The sequence below is a fragment of the Burkholderia sp. Bp9099 genome (assembly GCF_003857805.1).
GTDB lineage: Bacteria > Pseudomonadota > Gammaproteobacteria > Burkholderiales > Burkholderiaceae > Burkholderia.
The window spans coordinates 132,515-159,456 of the sequence record NZ_QTPU01000002.1; the positions used below are offsets into that span (position 1 = coordinate 132,515).

Here is a 26,942-nt window from a genome sequence, read left to right on the forward strand (position 1 = left end):
TCCTTCGACGCATTATCGGCGCGCGGCCGTGTCATCGCCATGTCCCGGCGGCGCGGCCCGCCGCGGCATGTCATGTGCCGCTGGTACAATCGCGCCGATGCGCCGGGCCGGCTGCCCGCGCCCCCAACCTTCGTCGAATTCCCGTATGGCAACCCCGGACGCCGTCAGTTCCGAACAGTCGTGGTGGGGCGTTCTGGCCCTGGCCCTTGCTGCCTTCATCTTCAATACCACCGAGTTCGTGCCCGTCGCGCTGCTGAGCGCGATCGGCGACAGCCTGCGGATGCCGCCGACCGACGTCGGCCTGATGCTGACGATCTACGCATGGGCCGTCGCCGTCGTGTCGCTGCCGCTCACGTTCGTCACGCGCCACGTCGAGCGTCGCAAGCTGCTGAGCTGCGCGCTGCTGGTGTTCGTCGGCAGCCATGTCGTGACCGGCGTCGCGTGGAATTTCACGGTGCTGATGATCGGCCGGCTCGGCATCGCGTGCGCGCACGCGGTGTTCTGGTCGATCTCCGTTCCGCTGGCCGTGCGGCTCGCGCCGAGCGACCGGAAAAGCCGCGCGCTCAGCCTGCTCGCGATGGGCACGGCGATCGCGATGGTCGCCGGCATTCCGCTCGGGCGCGTGATCGGCGAGGCGCTCGGCTGGCGTGTGACGTTCCTCGTGATCGGCGGCGCGGCGGCCGTCGCGCTGCTGATGCTGCGCATGACGCTGCCGGTGCTGCCGAGCCAGGGCGCCGGATCGCTTTCCAGCATCGGCGCGTTTCTCAGGAAGCCGGCGCTCGTGGCGCTGTATGCGATCACCGTGCTGGTCGTATCCGCGCACTTCACGTCGTACACGTACATCGAGCCGTTCGTGCAGAGCGTCAATCATGCGAGCAGCAGCCGGATCACCTACGTGCTGATCCTGTTCGGCGTGGCCGGCATGCCGGCCGCGCTCTGCTTCAATCGCGTGTTTCCGGAACGGCCGGCCGATTTTTTGCTCGCGTCGATCATCGCGCTGTCGGCCTGTCTGCTGATCCTGTTCCCGAGCGCGCTGAACATCGTCACGCTGTCGGTTCACACGCTGGTGTGGGGCGGGGCGATCGTCTGCTTCGGGCTCGCGATGCAGGCGTGGGTGCTGAAGCTGGCGCCGGAGGCGACCGATCTCGCGGTGTCGATCTTTTCCGGGCTGTACAACGTCGGGATCGGTGCCGGTGCGTTGCTCGGCAACCATATCGCCGGGGATTTCGGCCTGCCGTGGATCGGCACGTTCGGCGGCGTGGTCGGGATCTTCTCGGCCGGGATTGCGTGGGCCGCGTTGCGGCTGCATGAGCGGCGGGCGTTGGCGTAGCCGCCGCTGGGCCGGCGGGGGCGGCGATCGTGCCGCCGGCGCGTTGCACTGATCGCTGCAGGCGCGTCAATGCACAGGATGTTTACCGGCACGCGATGCGGCCGGTCACGACGCCGCGCCCGCGCGGTGCGCGCTCGCTGGACGCCTTCAGCCTCAAACTCGATCGTTGTCCGACTTCACGCACGCGTGCTTGGCATGCGTGATTTCGCGTGGCGCCGCACGTGCACGCCGATCTGCCTCCATGCGTTCCCTGATGCTGCGATGCGTGAGCGGAAAATCGCGCGGTTGTGGCGCGCCTCGCTGAAGAGATCGATTTCGTTGAGATCCTTTCCACGCTGCGGTAATGGGTCGGGGGAGGTTAGCTGTCGGATATATCGTGGAAACTCGAGCAGCGAGGCTCGAGCGGCAAATCAATCAGTCACGTCTGAAATTCGAAATTTGAGTCTCGTTTCGAAGCGTTTGACAATTGTTGACTCGCCAGTGCGAGACGCGCGGTTGTGTTCTGCGAGATGATGTGGTCATCAAATAATCGGTTGTACGCGGGTGTGCGATTTTCGAGTAGACCACAACAATGAACCAAAATAACTATCGGTTGGTGTTCAGCCGCGTGCGCGGCATGCTGATTGCTGTCGAAGAAACCGCCACCGCGTCGGGCAAGGTCGGCGTGGGCGAAGGCCCTGCCGTAGCGCGTGTGTCGCGTGGATTTGCGCGATTTGCGTTGCGTCACGCGGCATTTGCTGTACTGGTCTCGGCAGGCGCGACACCCATGTGGGCGAATGCGCAGATTGTCGGCGGCGGTTCGCACGCGCCTTCGGTGGGATTCGGAAAGAAATGAGCAATCTAACTGAAACGCAAAGGGAAGTGTGCGAGCGCTTCAATGCTCCATTTTTCGGCTGCAACATGAATCTAAAGGTCGGCATATCGCGAAATGTAAAAGAGGGAATCCGTCCTTTGAACGGGATTCGCCTTGAGCCGGATAGCACGACGTGCGGCTGGTACATTTGGGCGGGTGAAGAGTTTTCAGAATCACCGGATTTTTTTGTGCCGCTTCATGCATTGCACCTTTCAGATTGGGCGCCATTGGTAATTCCTTACTTGGGGTTGCCACCCGGTTGGCGATTTTTAATTACTGAGGAATATGAAGACGTTTGGGAAGACAGCGATCTTCTTAAAGATTAATAAATTTATTTATTTTAGTGCGTGCGTATGAATAGAATCCCACCGCGACTGGCGACGGTGTCGCTTGTACTCGCCGTACCGGTTGCGGTCCACGCACAGCAAACGCCGACGCCCGAAGATCGGGCCGCCGCCGCCCGCGCGAACGCGGAACAGGATCGACAAGCGCAGCAGCAACGCGACGCGCAGCAGCGTGACGCGGCGTTGCGCACCCCTTCCGTCCGGTCGGATGTACCGCGCGCCGAGACGTATCCGCCGTTGCCGAGCGAACAGCCGTGTTTCCGTATCGACCGCTTCGCGCTCGACGTGCCGGATTCACTGCCCGATGCCGCGAAGTCAGCCGGAGCGTCCGCGCTGCCGATGGATCGCTTCGCCTTCGCGCGTGAATGGCTCGGCCACTACGCGGGCCAGTGTGTCGGTAAGCAAGGCGTCGATACGATCGTCAAGGCGTTGTCTCGGGAAATCTTGGCGCGCGGTTACATCACGACGCGCGTAATGCTGCCGGAACAGGATTTGGCAACCGGTACGCTGAAGGTCGCATTGATTCCGGGCATGATTCGGCACGTTCGTTTCGCCGATGAGAAATTGCGCGGCACGTGGAAGACCGCGTTCCCAACCGGTGACGGCGAAGTGCTGAACTTGCGCGACCTCGAACAAGGTCTGGAGCAGATGAAGCGCGTCACCAGTCAGGACGTGTCGATGCAAATCGTCCCCGCTGACCAGCCTGGCGAAAGCGATGTGGTGCTGGACGTGAAGCGCGGCAAGCCGTGGACCGTCGTCGCATCGATCGACAATTCAGGCACACGCGCAACAGGCAGACTGCAGGGCAATCTGTCGATCGGCATCGACAACCCGCTTGGCCTGAACGACGTGTTCAACGTCGGCGTCAGTCAAGACCTCGAATTCGGCGACAAGCGCCTCGGGTCGCACGGCTGGAACGGCTTCTATTCGATTCCGTGGGGCTACTGGACCGCCACGGTTGCGGCGTACACGAACACCTACTATCAACAGATTGCCGGCGTGAACCAGACGTTCGTCGCGAGCGGCAATTCGAAGACGCTGGATTTCAAGTTGGCGCGCGTGCTGCTGCGCAGTCAGAACGATGTGTTCGGTGGGTATGTCCGCCTGTCGCGTCGCTTCGGCGAAAGCTTCATCGAAGACACGGAAATCACGCAACAACGCCGCAACACAACCGTCATCGAATTCGGCCTGACTGATCGTCACTACTTCGATGGCGCGCAGTTCGACGGCACGCTCGCTTATCGCCAGGGTGTCGGCGGCCTCGGCGCGCGGGATGACATACTCGCGGCCGGTGGTGGCCCGACCTACCGCTACAAGATGGCGGTGGTGGATGCGAATCTGTTGGTGCCGTTTGCGATCGCCAAGCAGCCGTTCCGCTATGTGACGAGCATTCACGGCCAGTACACGGGTAATACGCTGTATTACATCGATGACTTGACCATCGGTAGCCGCTACACGGTGCGCGGTTTCGACGGTGAAACGATGTTGGCGGCAGCACGTGGCCTGTATTGGCGCAACGAGTTGCAAATGCCGATCGGCCAAACGGGCCAAGCGATTTACGCCGGGCTGGACTATGGCCGCGTGTGGGGCCCGCAGCCGGTCGCGCTAGTCGGAACGCAGCTTGCCGGCGCGGTGATCGGCGTCAAGGGCAGCGTCGGGACGCGCTTCGGTGGGTTCGGCTACGACCTGTTCGCAGGAACGCCGATCTACAAGCCGTCCGGTTTTCCAACGGCCCGGGTTACGCTCGGGTTCCAGGTGACGGCGCAGTTTTGATAACGACGCGACGGAGGCGCGCGGCGCGGCGTGTCGCGGACCGGACGACGCCGGCGAGGACCAGGAACCGACGGTGTTTCCGACCACGGGGATCGCCGCAGTCTAGTCCGTGAGTCACGAACCGCGTCCCCGCTGTCCGCACGTCTTCGCGATGCCGTGCTCAGTGACAGCTCTAATGTGCGACGTGCAACCTCACGAATTCCCGAGGGTTCCGCATTTCTTGGTCAACGACGACCGACGGAGTGACATCTTCACTTCGCAAACGGGGCGACTTCATTTTGGTCTACGCAATGCGGCCCGCCAGTCCTGAGCCCCGCCGCATCGAGCTGCCTGAGCTTCGCATAAAGCGTCGTACGTGAAATACCGAGCTGCCGCGCGGCCGCCGACACATTGCCGTCGTGCTCGCCGAGCGCCCGGCGGATCGCGTCGAGCGACTGTTCGTGCAGGCTCGCCTGAGGGCTGGCGGCCGGCGCCGCGTTGCACACGTCGGCGGCTTCTTCGAGCACATCGGCGTGGCGCGCCGTCGTCGCCCGATCGAGCGGCGCACGCACCGTGCGCACCCATACGTGGCTACCATCGTCCCGCGCGATCCGTTGCGGCGTGCGCGCCGGCGTCAGCAGGCGGCGCTGTTGCGCGGGCGTCGCCCCGGGAAACAGTTGCCGGAGATCGACCGGCGCGATCGGCCCTTCGGGCGCGAGGTCGAGCATCTGGCGCGCGAGCCGGCTCACCGCGCGCACGCGGCCCGCTTCGTCGAGCGCGACGACCCCGGCGAGCGGCGTGCCGAGCCAGCGCGGATCGTATTGCACCTGCAGCAGATGGCAGTCGCGCAGCATCGCATACAGGCGCTGCTCGGCGGACAGCGCCGCATGCCGGAACTGCTCGCGCAGCTGCACGACATTGCGCCGGCCGATGCCGGTGATGTCGAGCGCGCCGATCACTTCGCCGTCGAAGCCGACCAGCGGCACCGCGAGACAGAACACCCGCGAAAACTCGTCGAGATAGTGCTGCGCGCCCGAAACGACGGCCTCCGTGCCGTCGTGAATCACGCAGCTCGGTGCGGTCGTGCCGATGTTCGGTTCGACGATCCGGCGGCCGGCGACGATCGGCGTCAGCAGCGTGTCGTCGCATTGCGGGCTGCGCCGCGCATGGATGATCGTGCCGCGCGGATTGACGCAGAAGATCGTCCACTCGCTGCCGCCGAACGCGGCCCACAGCTGCTCGATCTCCTGCGCGACGCAGCGCAGCAGCCGCCGGTCCGCGCGCGGTTCGTCGAACTCGCGCTGCATTTCGTAGCGGGCGGTTTGCCACGGCCGGAGCCCGGCGTCGCGCGAACGCAGCCACGAGCGCGCGACGCTGGCCGGCAATGCCGTTTCCGGCAGCGGCTCGCCCGCCGCGAAGCGGGCGCGGAGCCGGTCGAGGTCGACCGGCCGTGCAAGGGATTCGGGGGCCGTCTTCACGCTGCGCTCCATTTGGGGGGCGAGTGTCCGGGACCGGGCGTGGCGGCCCGGCGTGTCGCGCGAATGCGTAATATAGCCCGGCGCCCGAAGCGCGGTATTTTCCCGACAGGGGCACCGCCGATGGCAGCCCGATAGCCACGATGGCCACCGATGGCCACCGATGGCCGGCGGCCCCCCCGCGCTCAATGCGGCAAACGCAGGATCGGCTTGAGCGTGATGCCTTTGCTGCTGTCTTCCGCCGCCTGGTTGATCTGGTCGAGCGGATAGAACTTCACCAGCCGGTCGAACGGAAACCGTCCTTGCAGATACAACTGCACGAGCTGCGGAATGAACGTCTGCGGCACGCTGTCGCCTTCGACGATGCCGCGGATCGTGTGGCCGCCGAGCAGCAGGCTGTTCACGTCGAACTCGGCCCTGGTGCCGAGCTTCGGCGCGCCGACCACGCCCATCGTGCCGCGCGAGCCGAGCGCATCGATCCCTTGCGACAGCACGGCCGGCAGTCCGGTCGACTCGAGCGCGTAGTCGACGCCGCCGCCGGTGAGCTCGCGGATCGCGTCGACGACGTCGACTTCCTTGCTGTTGATCGCGTGCGTCGCGCCGAGCTCCAGCGCCAGCGCGAGCCGCGACGGCACGATGTCGACGGCGATGATGGTGGTCGCGCCCGCGACGCGCGCGGCCATGACGGCGCTCATGCCGACCGCGCCCGCGCCGAAGCTCGCGAAGCTGCTGCCCGTGCGCACCGCGAGCGAATTGATCACCGCGCCCGCGCCGGTCTGGATCCCGCAACCGAGCGGCCCGAGCAGTTCGAGCGGCGCCTGCGTCGGCACCTTGATCGCGTTGTTTTCGCGGGCGAGCGCGTAGCTCGCGAACGACGACTGCGCGAAGAAATGATCGTGCAGCGGTTGCCCGGCTGCGTCGCGGATCGCGGTCTGTCCGTCGGCGTCGGCGCCGCCGAAGTTCAACCCGAAGAACTGGCGGCAATATGCGCCGTGACCGCCGACGCACGACGCGCAGTGGCCGCATGCGCCGTAGGTGAGCACGACGTGGTCGCCCGCGGCGAGCGTCTTCACGTTCGGGCCGACCGCCTCGACCACGCCGGCGCCTTCATGACCGAGCACCGCCGGCAGCGGCACCGGGTAGTACTGGTCGCGCACGATCAGGTCGGTGTGGCACAGGCCTGTCGCGACGACGCGCACCAGCACCTCGTCGCCGCGCGGCGCGCGGATCCGGGCGGATTCGATCGAGAAGGGCGCGCCGGCGGCACGTGCGACGGCCGCGGTGACGGCGCGCGTATCGTTTTCGGTGTACATGATCGGTCTCCTCGTCAAAGCGGGTAAAGCGGCGCTTCACCCTTGATCGTCAGCCACTGCCACTGCGTGAATTCTTCCCAGTTCGCGCTGCCGCCGATGCTCGAGCCGTTGCCCGATGCGCCGACGCCGCCGAACGGGTTGATCACTTCGTCGTTGACCGTCTGGTCGTTGATGTGCAGCAGCCCGGTGTTCAAGCGCTCGCCGATCCTGAGCGCGCGCCCGACGTCGGCGGACAGGATCGCCATCGACAGCCCGTATTCTGTCCGGTTCGCGAGCGCGATCGCATCTTCGTCCGTATCGAACGGCACGACGATCGCGACCGGCCCGAAGATCTCCTCGTCGAATGCCGGGTTGCCCGGCGCGACGCCGCTCAGCACGGTCGGCTCGAAGAACAGGTCGCGATGGCCGCCGCCCGTCTCGACGCGTGCGCCGGCCCGACGGGCCGCGTCGACCACGCTCGCCGCATGATCGCGCTGCGCGGCGTTGATCAGCGGGCCGAGGCCGACGTCCGCGGTCGCGGGGTCGCCGACCCGCAGGCTTTGTGCCTTCTCGACGAGCTTCGCGACGAAGCGGTCGTGAATCGTGCGCTGCACGAGCACGCGGCCGGTCGCCATGCAGATCTGGCCTTGATGCAGATACGCGCCCCATGCGGTGTTGGCGACGGCGCGATCGAGATCGGCGTCGTCGAGCACCATCAGCGAGTTCTTGCCGCCGAGTTCGAGCGACACCTTCTTCAGGTGGCGGCCCGCCGCTTCGCCGACCTTGCGCCCGGCCGCGGTGGAGCCGGTGAACTGGATCATCGCGACGTGCGGATCGGCGACCAGCGCCGCACCGGCCGCGCCGTCGCCGGGCAGCACGTGCAGCACGCCTTCGGGCAGGCCGGCCAGCTCGAACACGCGCGCGAGCGCGACGCCGCCGCACACGGCCGTGCGCGGATCGGGTTTCAGCACGACCGCGTTGCCGAGCGCGAGCGCCGGTGCGACCGCGCGCATCGCGAGGTACAGCGGGAAGTTGAACGGCGAGATCACGCCGACCACGCCGCGCGGGCGGCGGCGCGCGAGCGACAGCCGGCCGGCCGCCGACGGCAGCACTTCGCCGGCCGCGCGCGACGGCAGCCCGGCTGCTTCGTGCAGTGCCTTGATCGTGACGGAGGTTTCGAACGACGCCTTCGCGCGCGTCGAGCCGCTTTCGCGCACGAGCCAGTCGACGATCGCATCGAAGTGCGTTTCGGCGACGGCCGCCGCGCGGCGCATCACAGCCGCGCGTTCGTCGTAGGGCAGGGCGAACCAGGCGGGCTGCGCGCGATGCGCGGCGGCTGATGCTTCGGCGATGGCCGCGGAGTCGGCGAGACCGATGCGGCCGAGTGTGTTGCCGGTTGCGGGTTCGATCACGTCGGACGCGTGCGGGCTCGCTTGCCAGCGGCCGGTGAAGGTCTTGCCGCGCCAGATGTCGGCGTCGAACAAGGCGGTGTTGCTGCTGCTATCCATGTAGTCTCCTCACGAAATTCCGATCGGCCGGAGCGGGCGTTGCGCCGCCCGACCAGCATGCGCGCGAGGGTAGGCGGGTGAGGAGAAGCGGGGCTATCCGGGTTTATTCCCACCCGGCGAGGCCGCGCGGGTCGGTGGGTGCCTGCGATTCGGTGTGCGGAAATTGAACAGTCGGTGAGGGGATTGTTGGTGCAGTAGGAGCTGCGCCGTGTCTGATCGCCCCAACCCGTGCCAAGACCTACGCTCAAGCTTCTCCGGATTGGCAGTTACCGACCCAATGCCACCGCTTGGAGCAGCTTCGCCTCTACGGCGGCTGTCGACCCTGAACGGCCGCTACCACCTGCGGAAAGTTGACATTCGCTGCATAAGTAACACTCGCATTGTTGACAGTTTCGAAACAACGCTGCTGCTCGATGTCGGCAACAACATCGCGAACAGCATTAGTCTCCGTATTCTGCAATCAGCGCGTAGGCTAGATCTTCAAACCCTTCGACACTTTCATCGCCGCGAAAGCAGGAAACATCCATTCGCCCGTCATCAAAAACGTCGACCTCAACGCGCATTCCGACAAGCGTCACCGACACCAGTATCGTGTCGCTACGATGTCGCGAAAGGGAGTAGTACAGTCTCTTTTCGTCTAATTTTTTGAGTAGTTTGTACAGAGGGTGGTCCATGATTTTCTCGAGCTCCAAAATTTCGCCGTTTCGATGCCACTCTGAAACGCCTCTTTTCGGCCCGGTCGGTACCACTCCGGCTCGGCATCGGCCAGCGTTCGCCCTGTAAGTACCTCACACGTCTCCCTGAGGGTCGTTACCAAGACATGCACGCCAATTGTCATCCATCAATACGCTGACGTCGACCGACCGTTGATGGCCGTAATCAGGCGCCCTCGTGTTAGCGCTGCTTGCGTATCGAGAACGTGACTGTGAAGTCCGGGTTCACCACAACTTCGCCGGTTGATCGAAGGCGATACTCTCCTGGGGCCGCTTCGCGGAATGACCGCAAATCAGGAGGGAGGCAGAAGCGCTCCCCAGCCCTTCTTCCTTGGAGGGACAGAACTATGCCTTCTCGAGGGTCTGCGAAAACCACGCGCCCAAACAACTGCTGCTGTTCGAATGGCGCCTCAGAATCGACATCGAAGTACGCGAGTCCAACAAGCACCAACTGGCCAGGCAGCGTCTGTGCAAGAGCAGCGTCCCACGGCTCCTCGTTCTCAATGTCGTCGTTCACTCAGTGCTCCCAGTTTTCTGCATCCTACGCGTACCGCAAGACCGGACACCGATGTAGTTCCTCGACTGCCCATAAGAGACAGTCGCCTCTCCGTATTGCCGTCACTTTTAATCTACTGCTGGCCGGCACGCGCGCTGCCGTGTAACAACGCGTGCCTCGTCGCCTTCAAAGCTTTACTTCACGAACTGCTGCCTGGAAAAGCAATTCGTCACGCGTGACCAAGAACAAACCGGGTGTGCCCGATCCAAGCACGTGCAGAGGCTCCAACTTGGCAACCTGTCTCCAGAATTCTTCGGTGTATTTGTCATTGACGTTGAGCGGGCTAAAACCTAAACGATTCACGAAATTTGAATGGTGTTCAAACTTGATAAGTCTCTCGTACACATACCACTCATCAAAGCCTGGCATCGGAAGCTGCGATACCGCCTTGACTAATGGACTGACCGCGAGTTCGCCGAATTTTGACCATCCCACCGTGAATTCCTCATCGGTCGGTGTATATGGGCCGCTGTCACAACTTGCAATTGCAACATGTCGCCCGAGCACTAATTCCGGACAGCGTAGAACTAACTCCTCGATAGCCCCGTCAGTCCCGTCGTTCCATTCGACAATCCGATAACCGGCACGTTCGCCTGTTCGCGTTACTCTCTCCCCACCCTCGTCCGTCAGGTTATCGATCATCTTTTCTAGTAATACCCGTACATGCGCTTCCGCTTCTACACGCGTGCCCTCGAAGTCCAACCTACTAGCGCCATTTCCGAATCGACAATCGGTTTCCTCCTGCACTACTTCGTAGCCGAATATGAATGTTCCGTCGTTGCGCTGATATACGTGAAACCCAACATCGTACGCCAGGCCGTGCGCATTTTGCCGCACATGCTGAAACGTCTGATCATATCCGGCCTGGAGTTTCATCTGATTGTCCCCATTCGACAGCAATTGAGACGTACGATCTGAATTTCCGCGCCCGGCCATCGATGGACCGGCACGGTCATTGTCAACGATCTAGACGTTGACGTCGACCGACCGCTCATGGCCGAACGCGGCCGGCCGCCGCCCTGTGACGCGCGACCGGCGCAGATCGACCCGAAGGCGAGATTCGCGCATTACCTGCCCGCGTTTTGCTCCCGCAGCAGGTTTTAGCGACCCTTGTTCCTTACAAACGGTTCGTTAGTAGGAAGTCCGCACTCTCTACAAGTTCGACGAGGAAATGGCCGAGTGATTATCCAGTGCCCACGAATCTCCCATAAAAATGGATCTCCACATCGGGGGCACGAGAATGTTAGCGCCCATAAGATAAATATTACTAACGAAACACCGGCGCTGAGAAATGCGAAACCGTCCGGCAAGTGTGCCGACATGACAACCGACGGAACAACAAAGAGTAAAACGAATAATAGAAGGTACACGACTGCACACTTACGCCTCGATGTCATTTTCCCGCCTCCCCACGCGTCGCTGCACAACGTCGTCATTTGGTCACATTTGTTGAAATCAACCCTCGTGAGATCTAGTCTAGGCTACTTTGTCTCAGCGTCCCCCTACCTTGTTCGAGGGACGGTCCTTCGTGCGACACCCAAAGAGTTACCGGCGACGCAGAGCGCTCAGATTCGGGAAAAATGTAACTGACCGTTTTTGGCCGGACTGCGACGGCGGCAATACATCGAAAAATGTTTTCAGTTGCGTTTCTGAACGACGCACCCCCAACCATCGTAGGTCAGCCCAAAAAATGCAGAGATACACGTCATGAATCCCGACACAGCTAAAATATTGTGCTGGAGAACTGGCATATTGATGAAGACTAGGACGCGAAAATGGTCGTCGACTTGTTCCACCGAAGCGCGGCCGTACTGGTAGTCGTTAATGAAACCGGAAACAATCGATGCCTTTTCGGCAGACGGTGCGATCAGGCAAAAATCGACTTCGCGAGGTACGCCAAAGTCGTCTCCTTGTGCATCCATTACACGCAATTGATCAACGTCAGCAACTGCAGTTTCCATCAAAGTCTCGATAACTGACACGGCTTTCCCCTCTTTTTTGTATCGTTGAATATTTTCAATGACGACCATGATCGAGTGCTTACTGTCGATTTGCATATCGTGGATTTCACCATGCTACCTGCGGTGAACGTCGGGAGAGATGTTGTTTCGTTGTCGACGATCTACGATCTGACACCGAATGACCCTTCTTGGCCGGCTGCTGTCCGATGCGGATGCCCGCGCCCGACCCGGAACGGCCCCACGGTGATCCCGGAAAGCGGTCACTCAATGTACCTCGCCTTCGGCTTGCCACACGCCGAAAACAGTGAACTGGTGGGTGTCGAGCAGTCCTTCTGGAACCTCTGGAGCAAGCCGGGCCACCAGGTCGCGCAACCCCACGTGCTCATGCTGACGTCCATAGGCAACGCAACACCTGAATGCCGCGGCATCGCGCCTCCTGCAGCAGCTACGGCGTGTACTGTCAGCTTCTGGTGGATGAGGAGCCTCTGCGTCGGGCGTCGATATCCGCGTACCGATGTTTTTCGTTCGTCCGCAGAACCCAACGCCGAAGCCGAAGACCGGACGGCCAAACCCGCGTGTTTCCCCTCAGGAAAACCCTGATCGGCTCAGACAGTCCACCGGTTTTCAGCCGATTTTCCCCCCACCGAAAGCAGCCGCACCGCACCCCCGCCCAAGCAACACCCCGGACCCGCAAGACCGCGCTCCAGCAAGCCTCTCAGCCCGTATACCTAGCCAAAAAAGGTATGGCGCACCGCAATATCACGCATCTTCAGGCGATTTTCAATACCTACCAGGTATCAAAAAACGAAACCAAAAGTATTGGACGCTCCATTTCCCCGCCGCGTATAAATCCGTCCCATGAACTCCCCACACGCAGCGTGCCCCATGTCCCCAGTCACCATCGAACGCATTGAAACCCGCCTCGTCGACCTGCCGACGATCCGTCCGCACAAGCTGTCGGTCGCCACGATGCACGGCCAGACGCTGATGCTGGTGAAGGTGACCTGCAGCGACGGCGTGACGGGCCTCGGCGAAGGCACGACGATCGCCGGGATGGCCTACGGCCCGGAAAGCCCGGAGGCGATGAAGCTCGCGATCGACGCGTATCTCGCACCCGCGATCATCGGCCGCGACGCGACGCGCATCCAGACGCTGATGGCGTTCCTCGGCAAGCTCGCGAAGGTCAATCATTTCGCGAAGAGCGCGCTCGAAACCGCGCTGCTCGACGCGCACGGCAAGCGCCTCGGCGTGCCGGTCAGCGAACTGCTCGGCGGCCGCCGGCGCGATCGCCTGCCGGTCGCGTGGACGCTCGCATCGGGCAACACCGCGACCGATATCGCCGAAGCCGAACGGATGCTCGACCTGCGCCGCCACAACGTGTTCAAGCTGAAGATCGGCGCGAAGGCGCTCGACGCGGACATCCGGCACGTGGCCGAGATCAAGCGGGCAGTGGGCGAGCGTGCCTCGGTGCGCGTCGACGTGAACATGGCATGGAGCGAAACGCAGGCCGCGCGCGCGATTCCGGCGCTCGCCGATGCCGGCTGCGAACTGGTCGAGCAGCCGGTCGCGTCGGCCGCGGCGCTCGCACGGCTGATGCGCCGCTTCCCCGTCGCGCTGATGGCCGACGAAATCCTGCAGGGCCCGGACAGCGCGTTCGAGATCGCGAAGCAGCACGGCGCGGACGTGTTCGCGATCAAGATCGAGCAAAGCGGCGGCCTGTTCGCGGCGCAACGCGTCGCGGCGATCGCGGACGCGGCCGGCATCGAGCTGTACGGCGGCACGATGCTCGAAGGCGCGTTCAGCACGGTCGCGTCCGCGCATCTGTTCGCGAGCTTCGCGAACCTGCAGTGGGGCACCGAACTGTTCGGACCGCTACTGATCACCGAAGAGATTCTCGCGACCCCGCTCGACTACAGCGATTTCGAGCTGACCGTGCCGAGCGGCCCGGGCCTTGGCATCGAACTCGACGAAGCGAAGGTCGCGCGCTTCACCCGCGACGGGCTGACGAAAGTCGCCCGCTGACCCGCTAATACCCGCGACAACCCGCTCACGTACCAGGACATCACGATGCTTTTCCACGTACGCATGGACGTCAACCTCCCGGCCGACCTGCCGGCCGCGGTGGCCGACGAGATCAAGACCCGCGAGAAGGCGTACTCGCAGGAGCTGCAACGCAGCGGCAAGTGGCGCCACATCTGGCGCATCGCCGGCGAATACGCGAACTACAGCGTGTTCGACGTGTCGGGCAACGCCGAGCTGCACGAGATCCTGACCGGCCTGCCGCTGTTCCCGTACATGAAGATTTCGGTGACGCCGTTGTGTCGCCACCCGTCGTCGATACACGACGGCGACGTTTGAGCCACGGAGCCGCCGCTTCTGCAACGGCGAGCACCCCGGGTCACCTTTCCCCAAATACACGTGGAGACACCATCATGAGCGTCAAAGTTTTCGAAACCAAGGAAGTGCAGGATCTGCTGAAGGCCGCGTCGAACGCGGGCGCAAACGGCGCGAACGGCGCGAACGGCGGCGACGCGCGCACGCAGCAGATCGTGCTGCGGTTGCTCGGCGACCTGTTCAAGGCGATCGACGATCTCGACATCACGCCCGACGAAGTGTGGGCCGGCGTGAACTACCTGAACAAGCTCGGCCAGGACGGCGAAGCGGCGCTGCTCGCGGCCGGCCTCGGCCTCGAGAAGTATCTCGACATCCGGATGGACGCCGAGGACGAGGCGATCGGCCTCGACGGCGGCACGCCGCGCACGATCGAAGGCCCGCTGTACGTCGCCGGCGCGCCGGTGCGCGACGGCGTCGCGAAGATCGACCTCGACGCGGACGCAGGCGCGGGCCCGCTCGTGATCCACGGCACCGTGAAGGATCTCGACGGCAAGCCGGTGGCCGGCGCGCTGGTCGAATGCTGGCACGCGAACTCGCACGGCTTCTATTCGCACTTCGACCCGACCGGCGCGCAGAGCGACTTCAACCTGCGCGGCGCGGTGAAGACGGGCGCGGACGGCAAGTACGAGTTCCGCACGCTGATGCCGGTCGGCTACGGCTGCCCGCCGCAGGGCGCGACGCAGCAGCTGCTCGACCGCCTCGGCCGCCACGGCAACCGACCGGCGCACGTGCACTTCTTCGTGACGAGCGACGGCCACCGCAAGCTGACGACCCAGTTCAACATCGACGGCGACCCGCTGATCTGGGACGACTTCGCGTATGCGACCCGCGAGGAGCTGATCCCGCCCGTCACCGGCAAGACCGGCGGCGCCGCGCTCGGGTTGAAGGCCGACGCGTACCAGGACATCGAGTTCAACTTCGTCCTGACGCCGCGCGTCGAGGGCAAGGACAACCAGATCGTCGAACGCCTGCGCGCTTCCGCCACGGCATAACCGCCCGACGGCCCGGCGGCGCGCAGGCGCCGCCGCCGGCCGGGCTCCCGCGAGATTCAATCGATACCGATGCGAGCGTGCTTGCAGGACCCGGCACGCGCACAGGAGGAACCAACATGTCCGCCACGATCGACCCCACCACCGAACTGGACCACCTGCTCGCCACCGCCGTGCAGGACGACAAGGAGGCCGGCATCTTCCGCTGCCGCCGCGACATCTTCACGAACGAGGCGCTGTACGAGCTCGAGATGAAGCACATCTTCGAGCGCAACTGGGTGTACCTCGCGCACGAAAGCCAGATCCCGAACAACAACGATTACTACACGACATGGATCGGCCGCCAGCCGGTCGTCATCACGCGCGACAAGACCGGCGAGCTGCATGCGGTGATCAATGCATGCGCACACAAGGGCGCGATGCTGTGCCGGCGCAAGCACGGCAACAAGGGCAGCTTCACGTGCCCGTTCCACGGCTGGACCTTCTCGAACACCGGCAAGCTGCTGAAGGTGAAGGACGAGAAGACGACCGAGTATCCGGTGCAGTTCAACACGCACGGCTCGCACGACCTGAAGAAGGTCGCGCGCTTCCAGAACTATCGCGGCTTCCTGTTCGGCAGCCTCAGCGACGACGTGCTGCCGCTCGAGGACTACCTCGGCGAGGCGCGCGTGATCATCGACCAGATCGTCGACCAGGCGCCGAACGGCCTCGAAGTGCTGCGCGGCAACTCCTCCTACATCTACGAAGGCAACTGGAAGATGCAGATGGAGAACGGCTGCGACGGCTATCACGTGAGCACCGTGCACTGGAACTACGCGGCGACGATGGGCCGCCGCAAGGAGGACGGCACCAAGGCCGTCGACGCGAACAGCTGGAGCAAGTCGGTCGCGGGCGTGTACGGATTCGACCACGGCCACATCCTGCTGTGGACGAAGACGATGAACCCCGAAGTGCGGCCCGTGTACCAGCACCGCGACGAGATCAAGGCGCGCGTGGGCGAAGTGCAGGCCGACTTCATCGTGAACCAGACGCGCAACCTGTGCGTGTACCCGAACGTGTTCCTGATGGACCAGTTCAGCACGCAGATCCGCGTGGTGCGCCCGCTCGGCGTCGACAAGACCGAAGTCAGCATCTTCTGCTTCGCGCCGAAGGGCGAGAGCGACGCCGACCGCGAGACGCGGATCCGCCAGTACGAGGACTTCTTCAATGTGAGCGGCATGGGCACGGCCGACGACCTCGAGGAGTTCCGCGCGTGCCAGGCCGGCTACGCGGGCATCACGGCGATGTGGAACGACCTGTCGCGCGGCGCGCCGCTGTGGATCGACGGGCCGGACGAGAACGCGAAACGGATGGGGCTGAACCCGCGCATGTCGGGCGAGCGCAGCGAGGACGAAGGGCTGTTCGTGTGCCAGCACGAACACTGGGTGCACGTGATGCGCGATGCACTGAAGCAGGAACGCGGGGAGGTGGAAGCATGAACATCGATTACCGGACCATCTGCGCGGCGCTGTATCGCGAAGCGCGCCTGCTCGACGACCGCGAGTGGGACGCGTGGCTCACCTGCTACACGGAAGACGTCACGTACTGGATGCCCGCGTGGGACGACGACGACCGGCCGACCGACGATCCGCACAGCCAGATCTCGCTGATGTACTACGCGGATCGCGGCGGCCTCGAGGATCGCGTGTTCCGGATCAAGACCGAGCGCAGCGGCGCGTCGACGCCAGAGCCGCGCACCAGCCACAACGTGACGAACGTCGAGGTGCTGGCCGAGCGCGACGGCGAGGTGGACGTGCGCTACAACTTCCACACGCTGAACCACCGCTACCGCGTGACCGATCACTTCTTCGGCACGATGTTCGTCACGTTGCGCCAGGTGGGCGACGCGCTGCTGATCTCGAACAAGAAGATCGTGCTGAAGAACGACTACATCCGGCAGGTGCTCGACGTGTACCACGTCTGACGCCGATTGTTTCGACCAGTAACACAGGGAGACGAGGTCATGTCCACCTACAAGATTGCACTGAACTTCGAGGACGGGGTCACCCGCTTCATCGACTGCAAGGCCGGCGAGAAGGTGCTCGACGCCGCGTTCCGCGCGAAGATCAACCTCCCGATGGACTGCTCCGACGGCGTGTGCGGCACCTGCAAGTGCCGCGCCGAAAGCGGCAGCTACGACCTCGGCGACGATTACATCGACGACGCGCTCACCGAGGACGAGAAGGACGGCGGCCTCGTGCTGACGTGCCAGATGGTGCCGCACAGCGATTGCGTGATCGCGGTGCCGAGCTCGTCGGTCGCATGCAAGACGGGCCACAGCGCGTTCGCCGCGACCGTGACGAAGGTCGACCAGCACAACGACGCGGCGATCGTGCTCGAACTAGACGTCGACACGGCCGCACCGGTGTTCCTGCCGGGCCAGTACGTGAACATCGGCGTGCCGGGCAGCGGCCAGCACCGCTCGTACTCGTTCTCGTCCGCGCCGGGCGACACGAAGGTCGGATTCCTGATCAAGAAGATTCCGGGCGGCGTGATGAGCACGTGGCTCGAATCGGCCAAACCCGGCGACACGCTCGAACTGAACGGGCCGCTCGGCAGCTTCTACCTGCGCGACGTCGCGCGGCCGCTGCTGTTCCTCGCGGGCGGCACGGGTCTCGCGCCGTTCCTGTCGATGCTCGAGGTGCTCGCGCGCAGCGGTTCGCAGCAGAAGGTGCACCTGATCTACGGCGTGACGCGCGATCTCGACCTCGTGCTGGTCGACGCGATCGAAGCGTATGCGGCGAAGCTGCCGAACTTCAGCTTTGCGACGGTCGTCGCCGATGCGGCGTCGAGCCACGAACGCAAGGGCTGGGTCACGCAGCACATTCCGGCCGATGCGCTGAACGACGGCGACGTGGACGTCTATCTGTGCGGCCCGCCGCCGATGGTCGACGCGGTGCGCCAGTACTTCGACGACGCGGGCGTGAAGCCCAACAGCTTCCACTACGAGAAGTTCACCCCGAACGTGACGGCAAAGGCGGCATGACCATGCAACGATTCTCCGGAAAGGTCGTCGTCGTCACCGGCGCGGCGCAGGGCATCGGCCGCGGCGTCGCGCTGCGCGCGGCGGCCGAGGGCGGCCAGGTGCTGTTCGTCGACCGCGCGGACTTCGTGGCCGAGGTGGCCGCCGAAGCACCTGGCGGCAACACGGCCGGCTTCATCGCCGATCTCGAGACCTACGACGGCGCGCGCGCGGCGATGGCGTGCGCGGTCGCGACGTTCGGCCGGATCGACGTGCTGATCAACGGCGTCGGCGGCGCGATCCGGATGCGGCCGTTCGCCGAGTTCGAGCCCGAGCAGATCGACGCGGAGATCCGCCGCTCGCTGATGCCGACGCTCTACAGCTGCCACGCGGTGCTGCCGCACTTGCTGGCCGCGGGCGGCGGCACGATCGTCAACGTATCGTCGAATGCGACGCGCGGGATTCGCCGCGTGCCGTACTCGGCGGCGAAAGGCGGCGTCAATGCGCTGACGGCGGCGCTCGCGATGGAATACGCGGAGCACAACGTCCGCGTGGTCGCGACCGCGCCGGGCGGCACCACGGCGCCGCCGCGCCGCGTGCCGCGCAATGCGGCCGGCGACAACGCGCAGGAGCAGGCGTGGATGGCCGAAGCGGTGCGGCAGGTGACCGATTCGACGTTCTTCAAGCGCTACGGCAGCCTCGACGAGCAGATCGCGCCGATCCTGTTCCTCGCGTCGGACGAGGCGAGCTACATCACCGGCACGGTGCTGCCGGTCGCGGGTGGCGATACGGGTTGAGGGGCGCGCTTCTTCCGACACGTGCGCGCCGCAGTCCGGCGTGCACGCGAACGACCATCCAACAACCATCCAACAACCGGCCGGCGCCGACACGCCGGCCCCGGAGACACTCATGCCCAAACGCGAAGCGATCATCCCCGCCGGAATGGAAGCCGTGTACGAGAAAATCGGCTACGCGCCGGCGGTCAAGGTCGGAGATACCGTCTATGTATCCGGCCAGATCGGCCGCGATGCCGCGATGCAGCTCGTCGAAGGCCGCGAGGCGCAGATCGTGCAGGCGTTCGAGAACCTGAAGCGGGTGCTCGAGGCGGCCGGCGCATCGCTCGACGACGTGGTCGACCTGACGACCTTCCACACCGACATGCGCGACCTGCCGCTGTTCATGGAGGTACGCGACCGCTATCTGCATGCGCATCCGCGGCCCGCGTGGACCGCGGTCGGCGCGCACATGCTCGGCGGCTCGCCCGGTTACATCGTCGAGATCAAGGCCGTCGCGGTGCAGGCGGACTGATACGCGACCCCTTCACGCCGTAATTCAAAAACGATAAACGGATCGCCCCGCAACGACGGGGCGATCCTGGAGACGCTTTCATGACTGCTGCTTCCGTTCGCTCGATTCCCGCGCTGATCGACGACGCGCCGCTCGGCGCGTTGCAGATTCGCGTGCTCGCGCTGTGCGTGCTGATCGCGCTGCTCGACGGCTTCGACACGCAGGCGATCGCGTTTACCGGCCCGGCGATCCTCGCGTCGTTCCGGCTGCCGGCCGGCGCGCTCGCCCCGATCCTGACCGCGGGGATCGTCGGCATGACGATCGGCGCGATGACGCTCGGCCTCGTCGGCGACCGCATCGGCCGCCGGCCGGCGATCATGATCGGCCTCGCGCTGTTCGGCACCGCGACGCTCGCGACCGCATGGGCCGGCGACCCGCGCCACATCCTCGCGCTGCGCTTCGTCGCGGGGCTCGGGATGGGCGGCTGCACACCGGTGCTGCTCGCGCTCGCGGCCGAATACTGTCCGGCCCGGCTGCGCGGCGCGGTGATGACGGGCGTGCTGCTCGGCCTGCCCGCCGGCGCGATGCTCGGCGGGCTGCTCGCCGCGCGCATGCTGCCGGTGATCGGCTGGCCGGGGATCTTCGTCGTGGGCGGCGCGGCGCCGCTCGCGGTGCTCGGCCTCGTCGCGCTGCTGCTGCCGGAGTCGCTGTTTTATCTGGCGTCGCGTGACGACGCACGCGCGCAGCAGCGGGTGCGGGCGACGCTGTCGAAGATCGTCGCGCAGGCGCTGCCGTCCGACGCGCGCCTGTCCGTGCCCGAAGAGGCGACGACGAAAGCGAGCGTCGCCGCGCTGTTCCGCGACGGCCACGCGGGCAACACGCTCGGCATCTGGGCGATCTACCTGCTGAACTGGGTCGCATGGTTCATGCTGCTGTCGTGGCTGCCGACGGTGCTGAAGGCGGCCGGCCTGACCGCACAGCAGGCGCCGGTCGGCACCGTGATCGTCAATGCGGTGTTCATCGTCTGCGCGATCCCGCTGTCGATCGTGCTGCCGCGCGTGAATACGCGAAACCTGCTCGGCGCGATGTTCGCGTCCGGCATCGCGATCGCGCTCGCCCTCGGCTACGCCGGCACGAACTGGGCGCTGGTGTTCGCGCTCGTCGGTGCGGCCGGGTTCGGCATCGGCGGGCAGCAGATCGCGCTGAACTACCTGATCGTCGGCGCGTATCCGACCGCGCTGCGCGCGACCGCGACCGGCTGGGCGATCGGGATGGGCCGCGCGGGCGCGATCGCCGGCTCGGCCGTCGGCGGCACGTTCCTGGCGTGGGGCGGGCCGTCCGGATTCTTCCTCGCGCTGGCCGTGCCGCTCGCGGGCGCCGCGCTTGCCACGCTCTGCCTGCGCCCGGGCCGGTCCGACGTCGAAGCGGCGCCGGCGATGCCGCACTGAGCGCGTGAACCGGCCGGTCCGGTTCGTACGGTTCGATTAGTCATACATGTCGATCGCGACCGGGGTTCAGCGGTGGATCGCCGCCCGCAACCGTCTCACATCCTGCTCCGACACCGGTGCGGCGCGATTGCCCCACGCGCCGCGCACATAGCTGACCACTGCGGCGATCTCGCTGCTGGTCAGCGCACCGCGCATCGCCGGCATCCGCTGCACGGGCCCGTGCGTGCCGGGCGCCGGCCGTGCGCCTTCCACGACGATCCGGATCGCGCTGGTCGGATCGGCCGCGAGCACGGCGGAATTGCCGGCGAGCGGCGGCCCGCGCTCGGGCACGCCCGCGCCGTCGGCGCCGTGGCAACGCGCACAGAATGCTGCATACACGCCGGCTCCCGGCGCCTGCTGGCCGCCTTCCGGCCGCGGCCCGGCGGCCGTCAGCCGCGGGACGCCGACGCCGAGCGGATTCGTCGCGGCGGTCGGTTGCGCGGGCAACGACTTCAGGTACACGGCGATCGCGTGGCGGTCCGCATCCGTCAGCCGCGCGGTGCTCTCGGCGACGACCGGTGCCATCGCGCCGAACACGGCACCGCGCACCGCGTGGCCGCTGCGCAGGAACGCGGCGAGGTCGTCGGTGCTCCAGCGCCCGAGGCCCTCCGCATCCGCGCCGGTCAGGTTCGGCGCGAACCAGTGATCGTTGATGCCGCCCGTCAGGAACGCGGGACTGCGTTCGTCGTAGCCGCGCTCGTTGTAGGCCGGGCCGCGCGGCGTATGGCATGCGCCGCAGTGGCCGAGCCCCTGCACGAGATACGCGCCGCGATTCCATTCCGACGATTGCGACGGCTGCGGCGCGAAACGGTCGTGGTTCGCGAACGCGAGGCTCCACAGCGCGAGCGCCCAGCGCTGGTTGAACGGAAACGGCAGTTGCGTGAGCTTCGCAGCGTTCGCGGACGGCGCCACGCCGCGCATGAAATACGCATACAGCGCGCGCACGTCATCGTCGGTCATGCGCGCGAACGACGGGTACGGCATCGCCGGATAGAGCCGGCTGCCGTCCGCGCGCACGCCGCGCCGCAACGCGTCGTCGAACTGCCGCAGCGTGTAGTCGCCGATGCCGTGCGCCGTGTCCGGCGTGATGTTCGGCGCATAGATCGGTCCGAACGGGGAATTCACCGGCTGGCCGCCCGCGTACGGCGTGTGGTCGGCCGCGTCGTGGCAGGCCGCGCAGTCGCCGGCGAACGCGAGATAGCGGCCGCGCGCGAGGGTGGCGGCATCGGCGCTCGCGGCGGCGGCGGCGACCACCGGGCGACGGGACGCGGCCGCCGCGGACGCCGCATCGCGCAGCGTGGCGGACGCCCCCGACGATGCCGAATCCGACGCCGTCGCATCGCGCGACCGCGACAGCCGGCGATCGCTTTCCACCCGCGCCGACATCGACGCCCCGGCATCGGCTGCCGCGCGAATCTTCACGAACCGCCAGCCCGATGCGGGCTCGGCCGCTTCGGCCGCCGACGCGGCATCGGCCGTATCGCCGGCGGACATCGCGTGGTCGTCGCGCTGCATGTCGCATGCGGCGAGCGCGGCGCACGCGGCGAGCGCGACGCCGACGCCGACGCCGACGCCGACGCCGACGCCGACGCCGACGCCGCGCCCCGGAACGAGACGCGCCGGGCGCGAAACGATCGAAGCGAGCGCAGCGAACGAGATCAGCGCCATGGACTGCACGGCCCCAGGAAAGCGGTGACGATCCCCGTGAACACGAGACCGATCACGAACCCGAGCGCGGCGAGCATCCCGCAGCGCGCGAGGAATCGCGTGCTGTCGTCGTGCGTCGCGGCCTGCACATCGGCGTCATGCCGGCGTTGCCAGGTGCGCACGACCCACGTGGCGAAGACGGCCGCCAGCGCGAACGCGCACGCGGCGATCAGCGCGAGCCACACGCCGACGTGCGCCCAGCGCGGCACCGCCTGCGCGACGCCGAGCGGATAGCAGGCGGTCGACGCGAGCGTTTCGGACGCGAGCATCTGCGCGAACCACAGCGCGGGCGCGCCGACCAGGCCGGCCGCGATCGCGAGCAAGGGCGTCCACGAGCGTCGCGCGCCGTTCATCCCGGGCTCCTGAGCCAGTACGGCGACACGTACAGCGCGGTGAAGATGAACAGCCACACGATGTCGACGAAGTGCCAGTAGAGCCCGCCGACCGTCAGCGCGACGCGTCGCTCGCGGCCGAAGAAGCCGGCGGCGGTCCACCCGGCGAGCAGCGCGAGGATCACGAGGCCGGCCACCACGTGTGCGAGGTGGAAGCCGGTGATCGTGAAGTACAGGCTGCCGTACAGATGCGCGGTCGGGCCGTACGGATGGTCGCGCCACTCGTGCAGTTGCACGAGCGCGAACGCGACGCCGAGCAAGAGCGCGACGGCGAGCGCGGCCACCGCGCGGGCCTGCCTGCCGGCCCGCACCGCGCGCTCGGCGAGCCACACGAACCCGCTGCTCGACAGCAGCACGACCGTATTCCCGGCCGCGAGCCCGAGCTTCGGCATCCCTTCGGGTGGCCACGGCGCGGCCGCTTGCGACTGCAGGTAGAAATAGCAGAACAGCAGATAGCCGAACAGTCCGGCCTCGGTCACGATCAGCGTGATGACGCCCCACCAGCCGCCCGCGCGTTCGCCGTAACTGCCGACCGGCAACGGCTCGACGCACGCGGCCGGCGCGCCGGGCGGCACCGCGGCCGACGGCGGCCGTTCCGGATCCAGCCCGGCGGCCGCCGACGGCGCCTGCGTGGTATCGCGGGCCGCGAGGCGTGCGCGCTGCCCGAGCGTGCGGCGCGGCCACAGCCACACGGCGGTCCCGATCGCGCAGCCGGCGACGGCCGCGCACACGAGCGTCGGCGAGCGCGCCAGCAGCGCAGCGCACACCGCGGTCGCGAGCAGCGCGAGCACGAACGGCACGCTGCTGTCTTCGGGCATCTTCAGGATCGCGCTCGGCGTCGCCGCGAGCGGCGTGACCGCGAGCGCCTCGCGCCCGTCCGCGAGCCGGTAGCCGACCTGCACGCTGGTGCGCTTCGCGTCGTCGCGCGTTTCCCACAGCGGGTGCCGCGACGCCACGAGCGGCAGAACCGCGAAGTTGTACACGGGCGCGGGCGACGCGACCGACCATTCGAGCCCGGCCGCGCCCCACGGATTCCCGCCGGCGCGCGCGCCGCGCCGCGCGCTGACCAGCGCGTTGACGATGAACATCACGATCCCGATGCCGAACACGAACGAGCCGATCGTCGTCAGCAGGTTCGACGTGTCCCAGCCCATTCCGGACGGATAGGTATAGATGCGGCGCGGCATCCCGAGCAGCCCGGAGACGTGCATCGGGAAGAAGCCGAGGTTGAAGCCGGCCAGCACGACCCAGAACGTCAGGCGTCCGAAGCGCTCGTTCATCATCCGCCCGGTGAATTTCGGGAACCAGTACGTGAGCCCGCCGAGCACCGGGAACACGTTGATGCCGAGCAGCACGTAATGCAGGTGCGCGACGACGAAATACGTGTCGGTCAGCTGCCAGTCGAGCGGCACCGCGGCCGTCATCACGCCGGACACGCCGCCGATCACGAACATCAGCACGAAGCCCGCGAAATACAGGAACGGCGTGCGGAACACCGGGCGGCCGGTCCAGATCGTCGCGAGCCACGCGAACACCGCGACCGCGCTCGGGATCGAGATCAGCATGCTCGCCGCGCCGAAGAACGCGAGCGCGAGCGGCGCGATGCCGGTCGCGAACATGTGGTGGACCCACACCTCGAAGCCGATCAGCATCGTCGCCACCGTCGATACCGCGACGGCCTCGTACGCGACGAGCGGCCGGCGGCAGAAGGTCGGCAGCGCGTCCGACACGATTCCCATCGCGGGCAGCACGACCACGTACACCCACGGGTGCGCGAACATCCAGAACAGGTGCTGCCACAACAGCGGCCGCCCGCCGTTCGCGACATCGAAGAAGTGCGTGCCGGCATTGCGGTCGAGCCACAGCAGCAGGAACGCGAGGCTCACGGACGGCACCGCGACGAGGTTCGCGACCGATGCGGTGAGCGTGCCCCACACGATGATCGGCAGCCGGTCGATCGACATCCCGTGCGCGCGCATCCGCAGCAGCGTGACGACGAAGTTCGCGGCGCCGCCGGTCGTCGAGACGCCGAGCAGGATCATGCCGAGCGCATAGACGTCGATGTTCGCGCCGGCGCTGTAGTCGAGCGACGTGAGCGGCACGTAATTGAACCAGCCGCCGTCCGGCACCGCGCCGAGCGGGAAGCTCGCATACAGGAACAGCCCGGCGAACAGGAACGCCCAGTACGAGAATGCGTTCAGGCGCGGGAACGCCATGTCGCGCGAGCCGAGCATCAGCGGCCACAGATAGTTCGCGAAGCCGGACAGCACCGGCAGCGCGTACAGGAAGATCATCGTGACGCCGTGCATCGTGAACAGCGCGTCGTATTGCGCAGGCGTGAGCACCGTCGCATCCGGCCGCGCGAGCTGGATGCGCATCACGAGCGCCTCGACGCCGCCGAGCAGCAGGAATGCGAACGCGGTGACGATGTAGCGCAGCCCGATGCGCTTGTGGTCGACCGTGCCGAGCCAGCCGCGCCAGCCGGGTTCCGATTCCCACAGGCCGGCCAGTTCGCGCTCGTGCGCGGAGCCGGGCGGCGCTTCGCCGAGGTCCGGCACGCGGCTGAGCGGGGCGGGCGGGTCGCGGACAACGGCCATCGTCATCCTCCGTTCAGTGCAGCGTCGCGAGATACGCGGCGAGATCGTCGGCGTCGCGCGGCGCGAGCGCGAACGACGGCATCAGCGTCTGCGGCTTGATCTGCTGCGCTTGCGCGAGCCAGCGCCGCAGGTTGTCGGGCGTGTTGTCCAGCGTGCCGGCCGCGAGCAGCCGGCGCGATCCGAGATGCGACAGGTCGGGGCCCGCGTCGCCAGCCGCGCCGCTGCCGCGTACCGTGTGGCACCCCGCGCAGCGCGCGTCGAACAGATGTCGGCCGCGCTGCTCGGCGCCGGCCGCCGGGGCAGGTGCCGGCTGCCGCTGCGCGGCGAGCCACGCGCGAAACGCATCGGGCGGCTCGGCCACGACCTCGAACGCCATGTGCGCGTGCTGCGCGCCGCAGTATTGCGAGCACTGTCCGCGATAGACGCCCGGCCGGTCGGCCTGCAGCCACTGGTGATTCGTCTGGCCCGGGATCGTCTGCGTCTTGCCGGCCAGTTGCGGGACCCAGAACGCATGGATCACGTCCGCACTCTTCAGTTCGACCGCGACGGGTTCGCCGACCGGGATGTGGATCTCGTTCGCGGTGACGAACGCGGCGCCGCCCGCGTCGTCCGGATAGCGCACGGCCCACCACCAGTCGCGCGCGGTGACGACGATCGTGAACGTGGGCGGACGCGGCGGCGCCGCGACCGCGCCGAGCACGCGCAGCATGTAGACCAGCGCACCGAACAGCAGGACGACCGAGATCGCGGAGCCGACCGTCACGATCGCCAGCCCGCTGCCGTGACCGCCGCCCGCCTGTGCGCGGCGGCGAAACATCGCGATCAGCAGCAGCACCGCGATCGTCGCGCAGACGAACGTGCACAGCGCGAGCAAGGCCCAGCCGAGCACGAGCACCGGGTCTGCAGCGGGGCCGGCAGCATGCGCGACGTACGCGAGCGGCAGCGGGCCGGCGGGTGACGCAGAAGCGCCGGCCGCACGCGCTGCCCGCGGCGCGACGATGCACGCGGCCGCGGCGATGCCGGCAATGCCGGCGATATCGGCGGTATCGGCAATACGGCACGCATTCATGAACGGCGGGACGAGCAAAGGCGACTCCTTGCCGGATCCGGCGGCGTGACGACAAACCGTTCGCGGCGGAGCAAGTTCCGTGCGCGGACGGCGCGTAGGCGAGGCGCCCGGCGTTGTGCACGCAACGTGCAGCGCGTTACAGCCGGCTTGTAAATCGGGCGACGGTTCATCATTCGGGGGCAGGGTGCCGCGGCTCGTGCGATATCCGGCACGCAGTTTGCTACGCCGATCGTGT

Annotated in this window: 25 protein-coding genes; 14 read left to right on the forward strand and 11 right to left on the reverse strand. The window is 66.3% G+C overall.

Annotation, left to right across the window (positions count from 1 at the left end):
- Window positions 1-145 precede the first annotated feature (145 nt).
- The 4 genes from DIE17_RS02335 (at window position 146) to DIE17_RS02350 (ending at window position 4,300) form a co-directional block, all read left to right on the forward strand.
- Window positions 146-1,330 carry a sugar transporter gene (locus tag DIE17_RS02335; protein WP_044843420.1) on the forward strand — a complete coding sequence of 395 codons (1,185 nt, stop codon included), beginning with the start codon at window positions 146-148 and terminating at the stop codon, window positions 1,328-1,330.
- Between the two features lie 571 nt (window positions 1,331-1,901).
- Window positions 1,902-2,165 carry an ESPR-type extended signal peptide-containing protein gene (locus tag DIE17_RS02340; protein WP_124521761.1) on the forward strand — a complete coding sequence of 88 codons (264 nt, stop codon included), beginning with the start codon at window positions 1,902-1,904 and terminating at the stop codon, window positions 2,163-2,165.
- A complete protein-coding gene (locus DIE17_RS02345) occupies window positions 2,162-2,509 on the forward strand; it encodes a hypothetical protein (RefSeq protein ID WP_124521763.1) in 348 nt (115 codons plus the stop codon). Before DIE17_RS02340 ends, DIE17_RS02345 begins: the two co-directional genes overlap by 4 nt.
- A gap of 27 nt (window positions 2,510-2,536) precedes the next feature.
- Window positions 2,537-4,300, forward strand: a complete 1,764-nt coding sequence (locus tag DIE17_RS02350; RefSeq protein ID WP_124521843.1) for a ShlB/FhaC/HecB family hemolysin secretion/activation protein — start codon at window positions 2,537-2,539, stop codon at window positions 4,298-4,300.
- A gap of 251 nt (window positions 4,301-4,551) precedes the next feature.
- Here the strand turns inward: DIE17_RS02350 and DIE17_RS02355 are convergent, their stop codons facing one another.
- The 7 genes from DIE17_RS02355 to DIE17_RS02385 all read right to left on the reverse strand — a co-directional run bounded on the left by DIE17_RS02355 (window position 4,552) and on the right by DIE17_RS02385 (window position 11,880).
- Window positions 4,552-5,757: a helix-turn-helix domain-containing protein gene (locus DIE17_RS02355; RefSeq protein WP_260427873.1), complete on the reverse strand. Its 1,206-nt coding sequence runs from the start codon at window positions 5,755-5,757 to the stop codon at window positions 4,552-4,554.
- A 182-nt stretch (window positions 5,758-5,939) separates the two neighbouring features.
- Window positions 5,940-7,067, reverse strand: a complete 1,128-nt coding sequence (locus tag DIE17_RS02360; protein ID WP_124521769.1) for an NAD(P)-dependent alcohol dehydrogenase — start codon at window positions 7,065-7,067, stop codon at window positions 5,940-5,942.
- A 14-nt stretch (window positions 7,068-7,081) separates the two neighbouring features.
- Window positions 7,082-8,554 carry a benzaldehyde dehydrogenase gene (locus DIE17_RS02365; protein ID WP_124521771.1) on the reverse strand — a complete coding sequence of 491 codons (1,473 nt, stop codon included), beginning with the start codon at window positions 8,552-8,554 and terminating at the stop codon, window positions 7,082-7,084.
- A 440-nt stretch (window positions 8,555-8,994) separates the two neighbouring features.
- Entirely contained in the window at window positions 8,995-9,228 is a 234-nt protein-coding gene (locus DIE17_RS02370) for a hypothetical protein (protein WP_124451731.1), read from the reverse strand.
- A 220-nt stretch (window positions 9,229-9,448) separates the two neighbouring features.
- The gene (locus DIE17_RS02375; protein WP_124521773.1) at window positions 9,449-9,784 is read right to left on the reverse strand and encodes a hypothetical protein; all 336 of its coding nucleotides are present in this window, start codon (window positions 9,782-9,784) and stop codon (window positions 9,449-9,451) included.
- Between the two features lie 165 nt (window positions 9,785-9,949).
- On the reverse strand, window positions 9,950-10,699 hold the full coding sequence (locus DIE17_RS37790; protein ID WP_260427874.1) for a hypothetical protein: 750 nt from the start codon (window positions 10,697-10,699) through the stop codon (window positions 9,950-9,952).
- Between the two features lie 761 nt (window positions 10,700-11,460).
- Complete coding sequence (locus tag DIE17_RS02385) at window positions 11,461-11,880, reverse strand: ribonuclease E inhibitor RraB (protein ID WP_124524439.1); 420 nt, start codon at window positions 11,878-11,880, stop codon at window positions 11,461-11,463.
- A gap of 171 nt (window positions 11,881-12,051) precedes the next feature.
- Here DIE17_RS02385 and DIE17_RS02390 point away from each other — a divergent pair, with 171 nt between their 5' ends.
- From DIE17_RS02390 to DIE17_RS02440, 10 genes are all read left to right on the forward strand, one after another.
- On the forward strand, window positions 12,052-12,384 hold the full coding sequence (locus DIE17_RS02390) for a hypothetical protein (RefSeq protein WP_124519708.1): 333 nt from the start codon (window positions 12,052-12,054) through the stop codon (window positions 12,382-12,384).
- A 285-nt stretch (window positions 12,385-12,669) separates the two neighbouring features.
- On the forward strand, window positions 12,670-13,806 hold the full coding sequence (locus DIE17_RS02400) for a muconate/chloromuconate family cycloisomerase (RefSeq protein ID WP_124485828.1): 1,137 nt from the start codon (window positions 12,670-12,672) through the stop codon (window positions 13,804-13,806).
- Between the two features lie 45 nt (window positions 13,807-13,851).
- Entirely contained in the window at window positions 13,852-14,142 is a 291-nt protein-coding gene (gene catC / locus DIE17_RS02405) for a muconolactone Delta-isomerase (protein WP_044843427.1), read from the forward strand.
- Between the two features lie 74 nt (window positions 14,143-14,216).
- Entirely contained in the window at window positions 14,217-15,170 is a 954-nt protein-coding gene (gene catA, locus DIE17_RS02410; protein ID WP_124519709.1) for a catechol 1,2-dioxygenase, read from the forward strand.
- 116 nt (window positions 15,171-15,286) lie between these two features.
- Window positions 15,287-16,645 (forward strand): Rieske 2Fe-2S domain-containing protein, encoded by a 1,359-nt coding sequence (locus tag DIE17_RS02415; protein ID WP_124519710.1) that lies wholly within the window; start codon window positions 15,287-15,289, stop codon window positions 16,643-16,645.
- Window positions 16,642-17,130 carry a benzoate 1,2-dioxygenase small subunit gene (gene benB / locus DIE17_RS02420; RefSeq protein ID WP_044843430.1) on the forward strand — a complete coding sequence of 163 codons (489 nt, stop codon included), beginning with the start codon at window positions 16,642-16,644 and terminating at the stop codon, window positions 17,128-17,130. Before DIE17_RS02415 ends, benB begins: the two co-directional genes overlap by 4 nt.
- Before the next feature lie 39 nt (window positions 17,131-17,169).
- The gene (gene benC, locus DIE17_RS02425; RefSeq protein ID WP_124519711.1) at window positions 17,170-18,192 is read left to right on the forward strand and encodes a benzoate 1,2-dioxygenase electron transfer component BenC; all 1,023 of its coding nucleotides are present in this window, start codon (window positions 17,170-17,172) and stop codon (window positions 18,190-18,192) included.
- Complete coding sequence (benD, locus tag DIE17_RS02430; RefSeq protein WP_124521064.1) at window positions 18,189-18,965, forward strand: benzoate diol dehydrogenase BenD; 777 nt, start codon at window positions 18,189-18,191, stop codon at window positions 18,963-18,965. The genes benC and benD overlap by 4 nt, the downstream gene beginning before the upstream one ends.
- Window positions 18,966-19,077: 112 nt before the next feature.
- Window positions 19,078-19,476, forward strand: coding sequence for a RidA family protein (locus DIE17_RS02435; protein WP_044843433.1), 399 nt, complete (start codon window positions 19,078-19,080; stop codon window positions 19,474-19,476).
- 80 nt (window positions 19,477-19,556) lie between these two features.
- Complete coding sequence (locus tag DIE17_RS02440) at window positions 19,557-20,903, forward strand: MFS transporter (protein ID WP_124519713.1); 1,347 nt, start codon at window positions 19,557-19,559, stop codon at window positions 20,901-20,903.
- A gap of 66 nt (window positions 20,904-20,969) precedes the next feature.
- Here DIE17_RS02440 and DIE17_RS02445 read toward each other — a convergent pair whose 3' ends face one another.
- Genes DIE17_RS02445 through coxB form a run of 4 tightly spaced genes read right to left on the reverse strand, consistent with a single transcriptional unit; the run spans window position 20,970 to window position 26,725 of the window.
- On the reverse strand, window positions 20,970-22,610 hold the full coding sequence (locus DIE17_RS02445) for a cytochrome c (RefSeq protein ID WP_260439191.1): 1,641 nt from the start codon (window positions 22,608-22,610) through the stop codon (window positions 20,970-20,972).
- Window positions 22,601-23,002, reverse strand: coding sequence for a cytochrome C oxidase subunit I (locus DIE17_RS02450; RefSeq protein ID WP_124519715.1), 402 nt, complete (start codon window positions 23,000-23,002; stop codon window positions 22,601-22,603). The genes DIE17_RS02445 and DIE17_RS02450 overlap by 10 nt, the downstream gene beginning before the upstream one ends.
- Complete coding sequence (ctaD, locus tag DIE17_RS02455) at window positions 22,999-25,638, reverse strand: cytochrome c oxidase subunit I (RefSeq protein ID WP_124519716.1); 2,640 nt, start codon at window positions 25,636-25,638, stop codon at window positions 22,999-23,001. Before ctaD ends, DIE17_RS02450 begins: the two co-directional genes overlap by 4 nt.
- A gap of 13 nt (window positions 25,639-25,651) precedes the next feature.
- On the reverse strand, window positions 25,652-26,725 hold the full coding sequence (gene coxB / locus DIE17_RS02460; RefSeq protein ID WP_409364196.1) for a cytochrome c oxidase subunit II: 1,074 nt from the start codon (window positions 26,723-26,725) through the stop codon (window positions 25,652-25,654).
- Window positions 26,726-26,942: the final 217 nt, after the last annotated feature.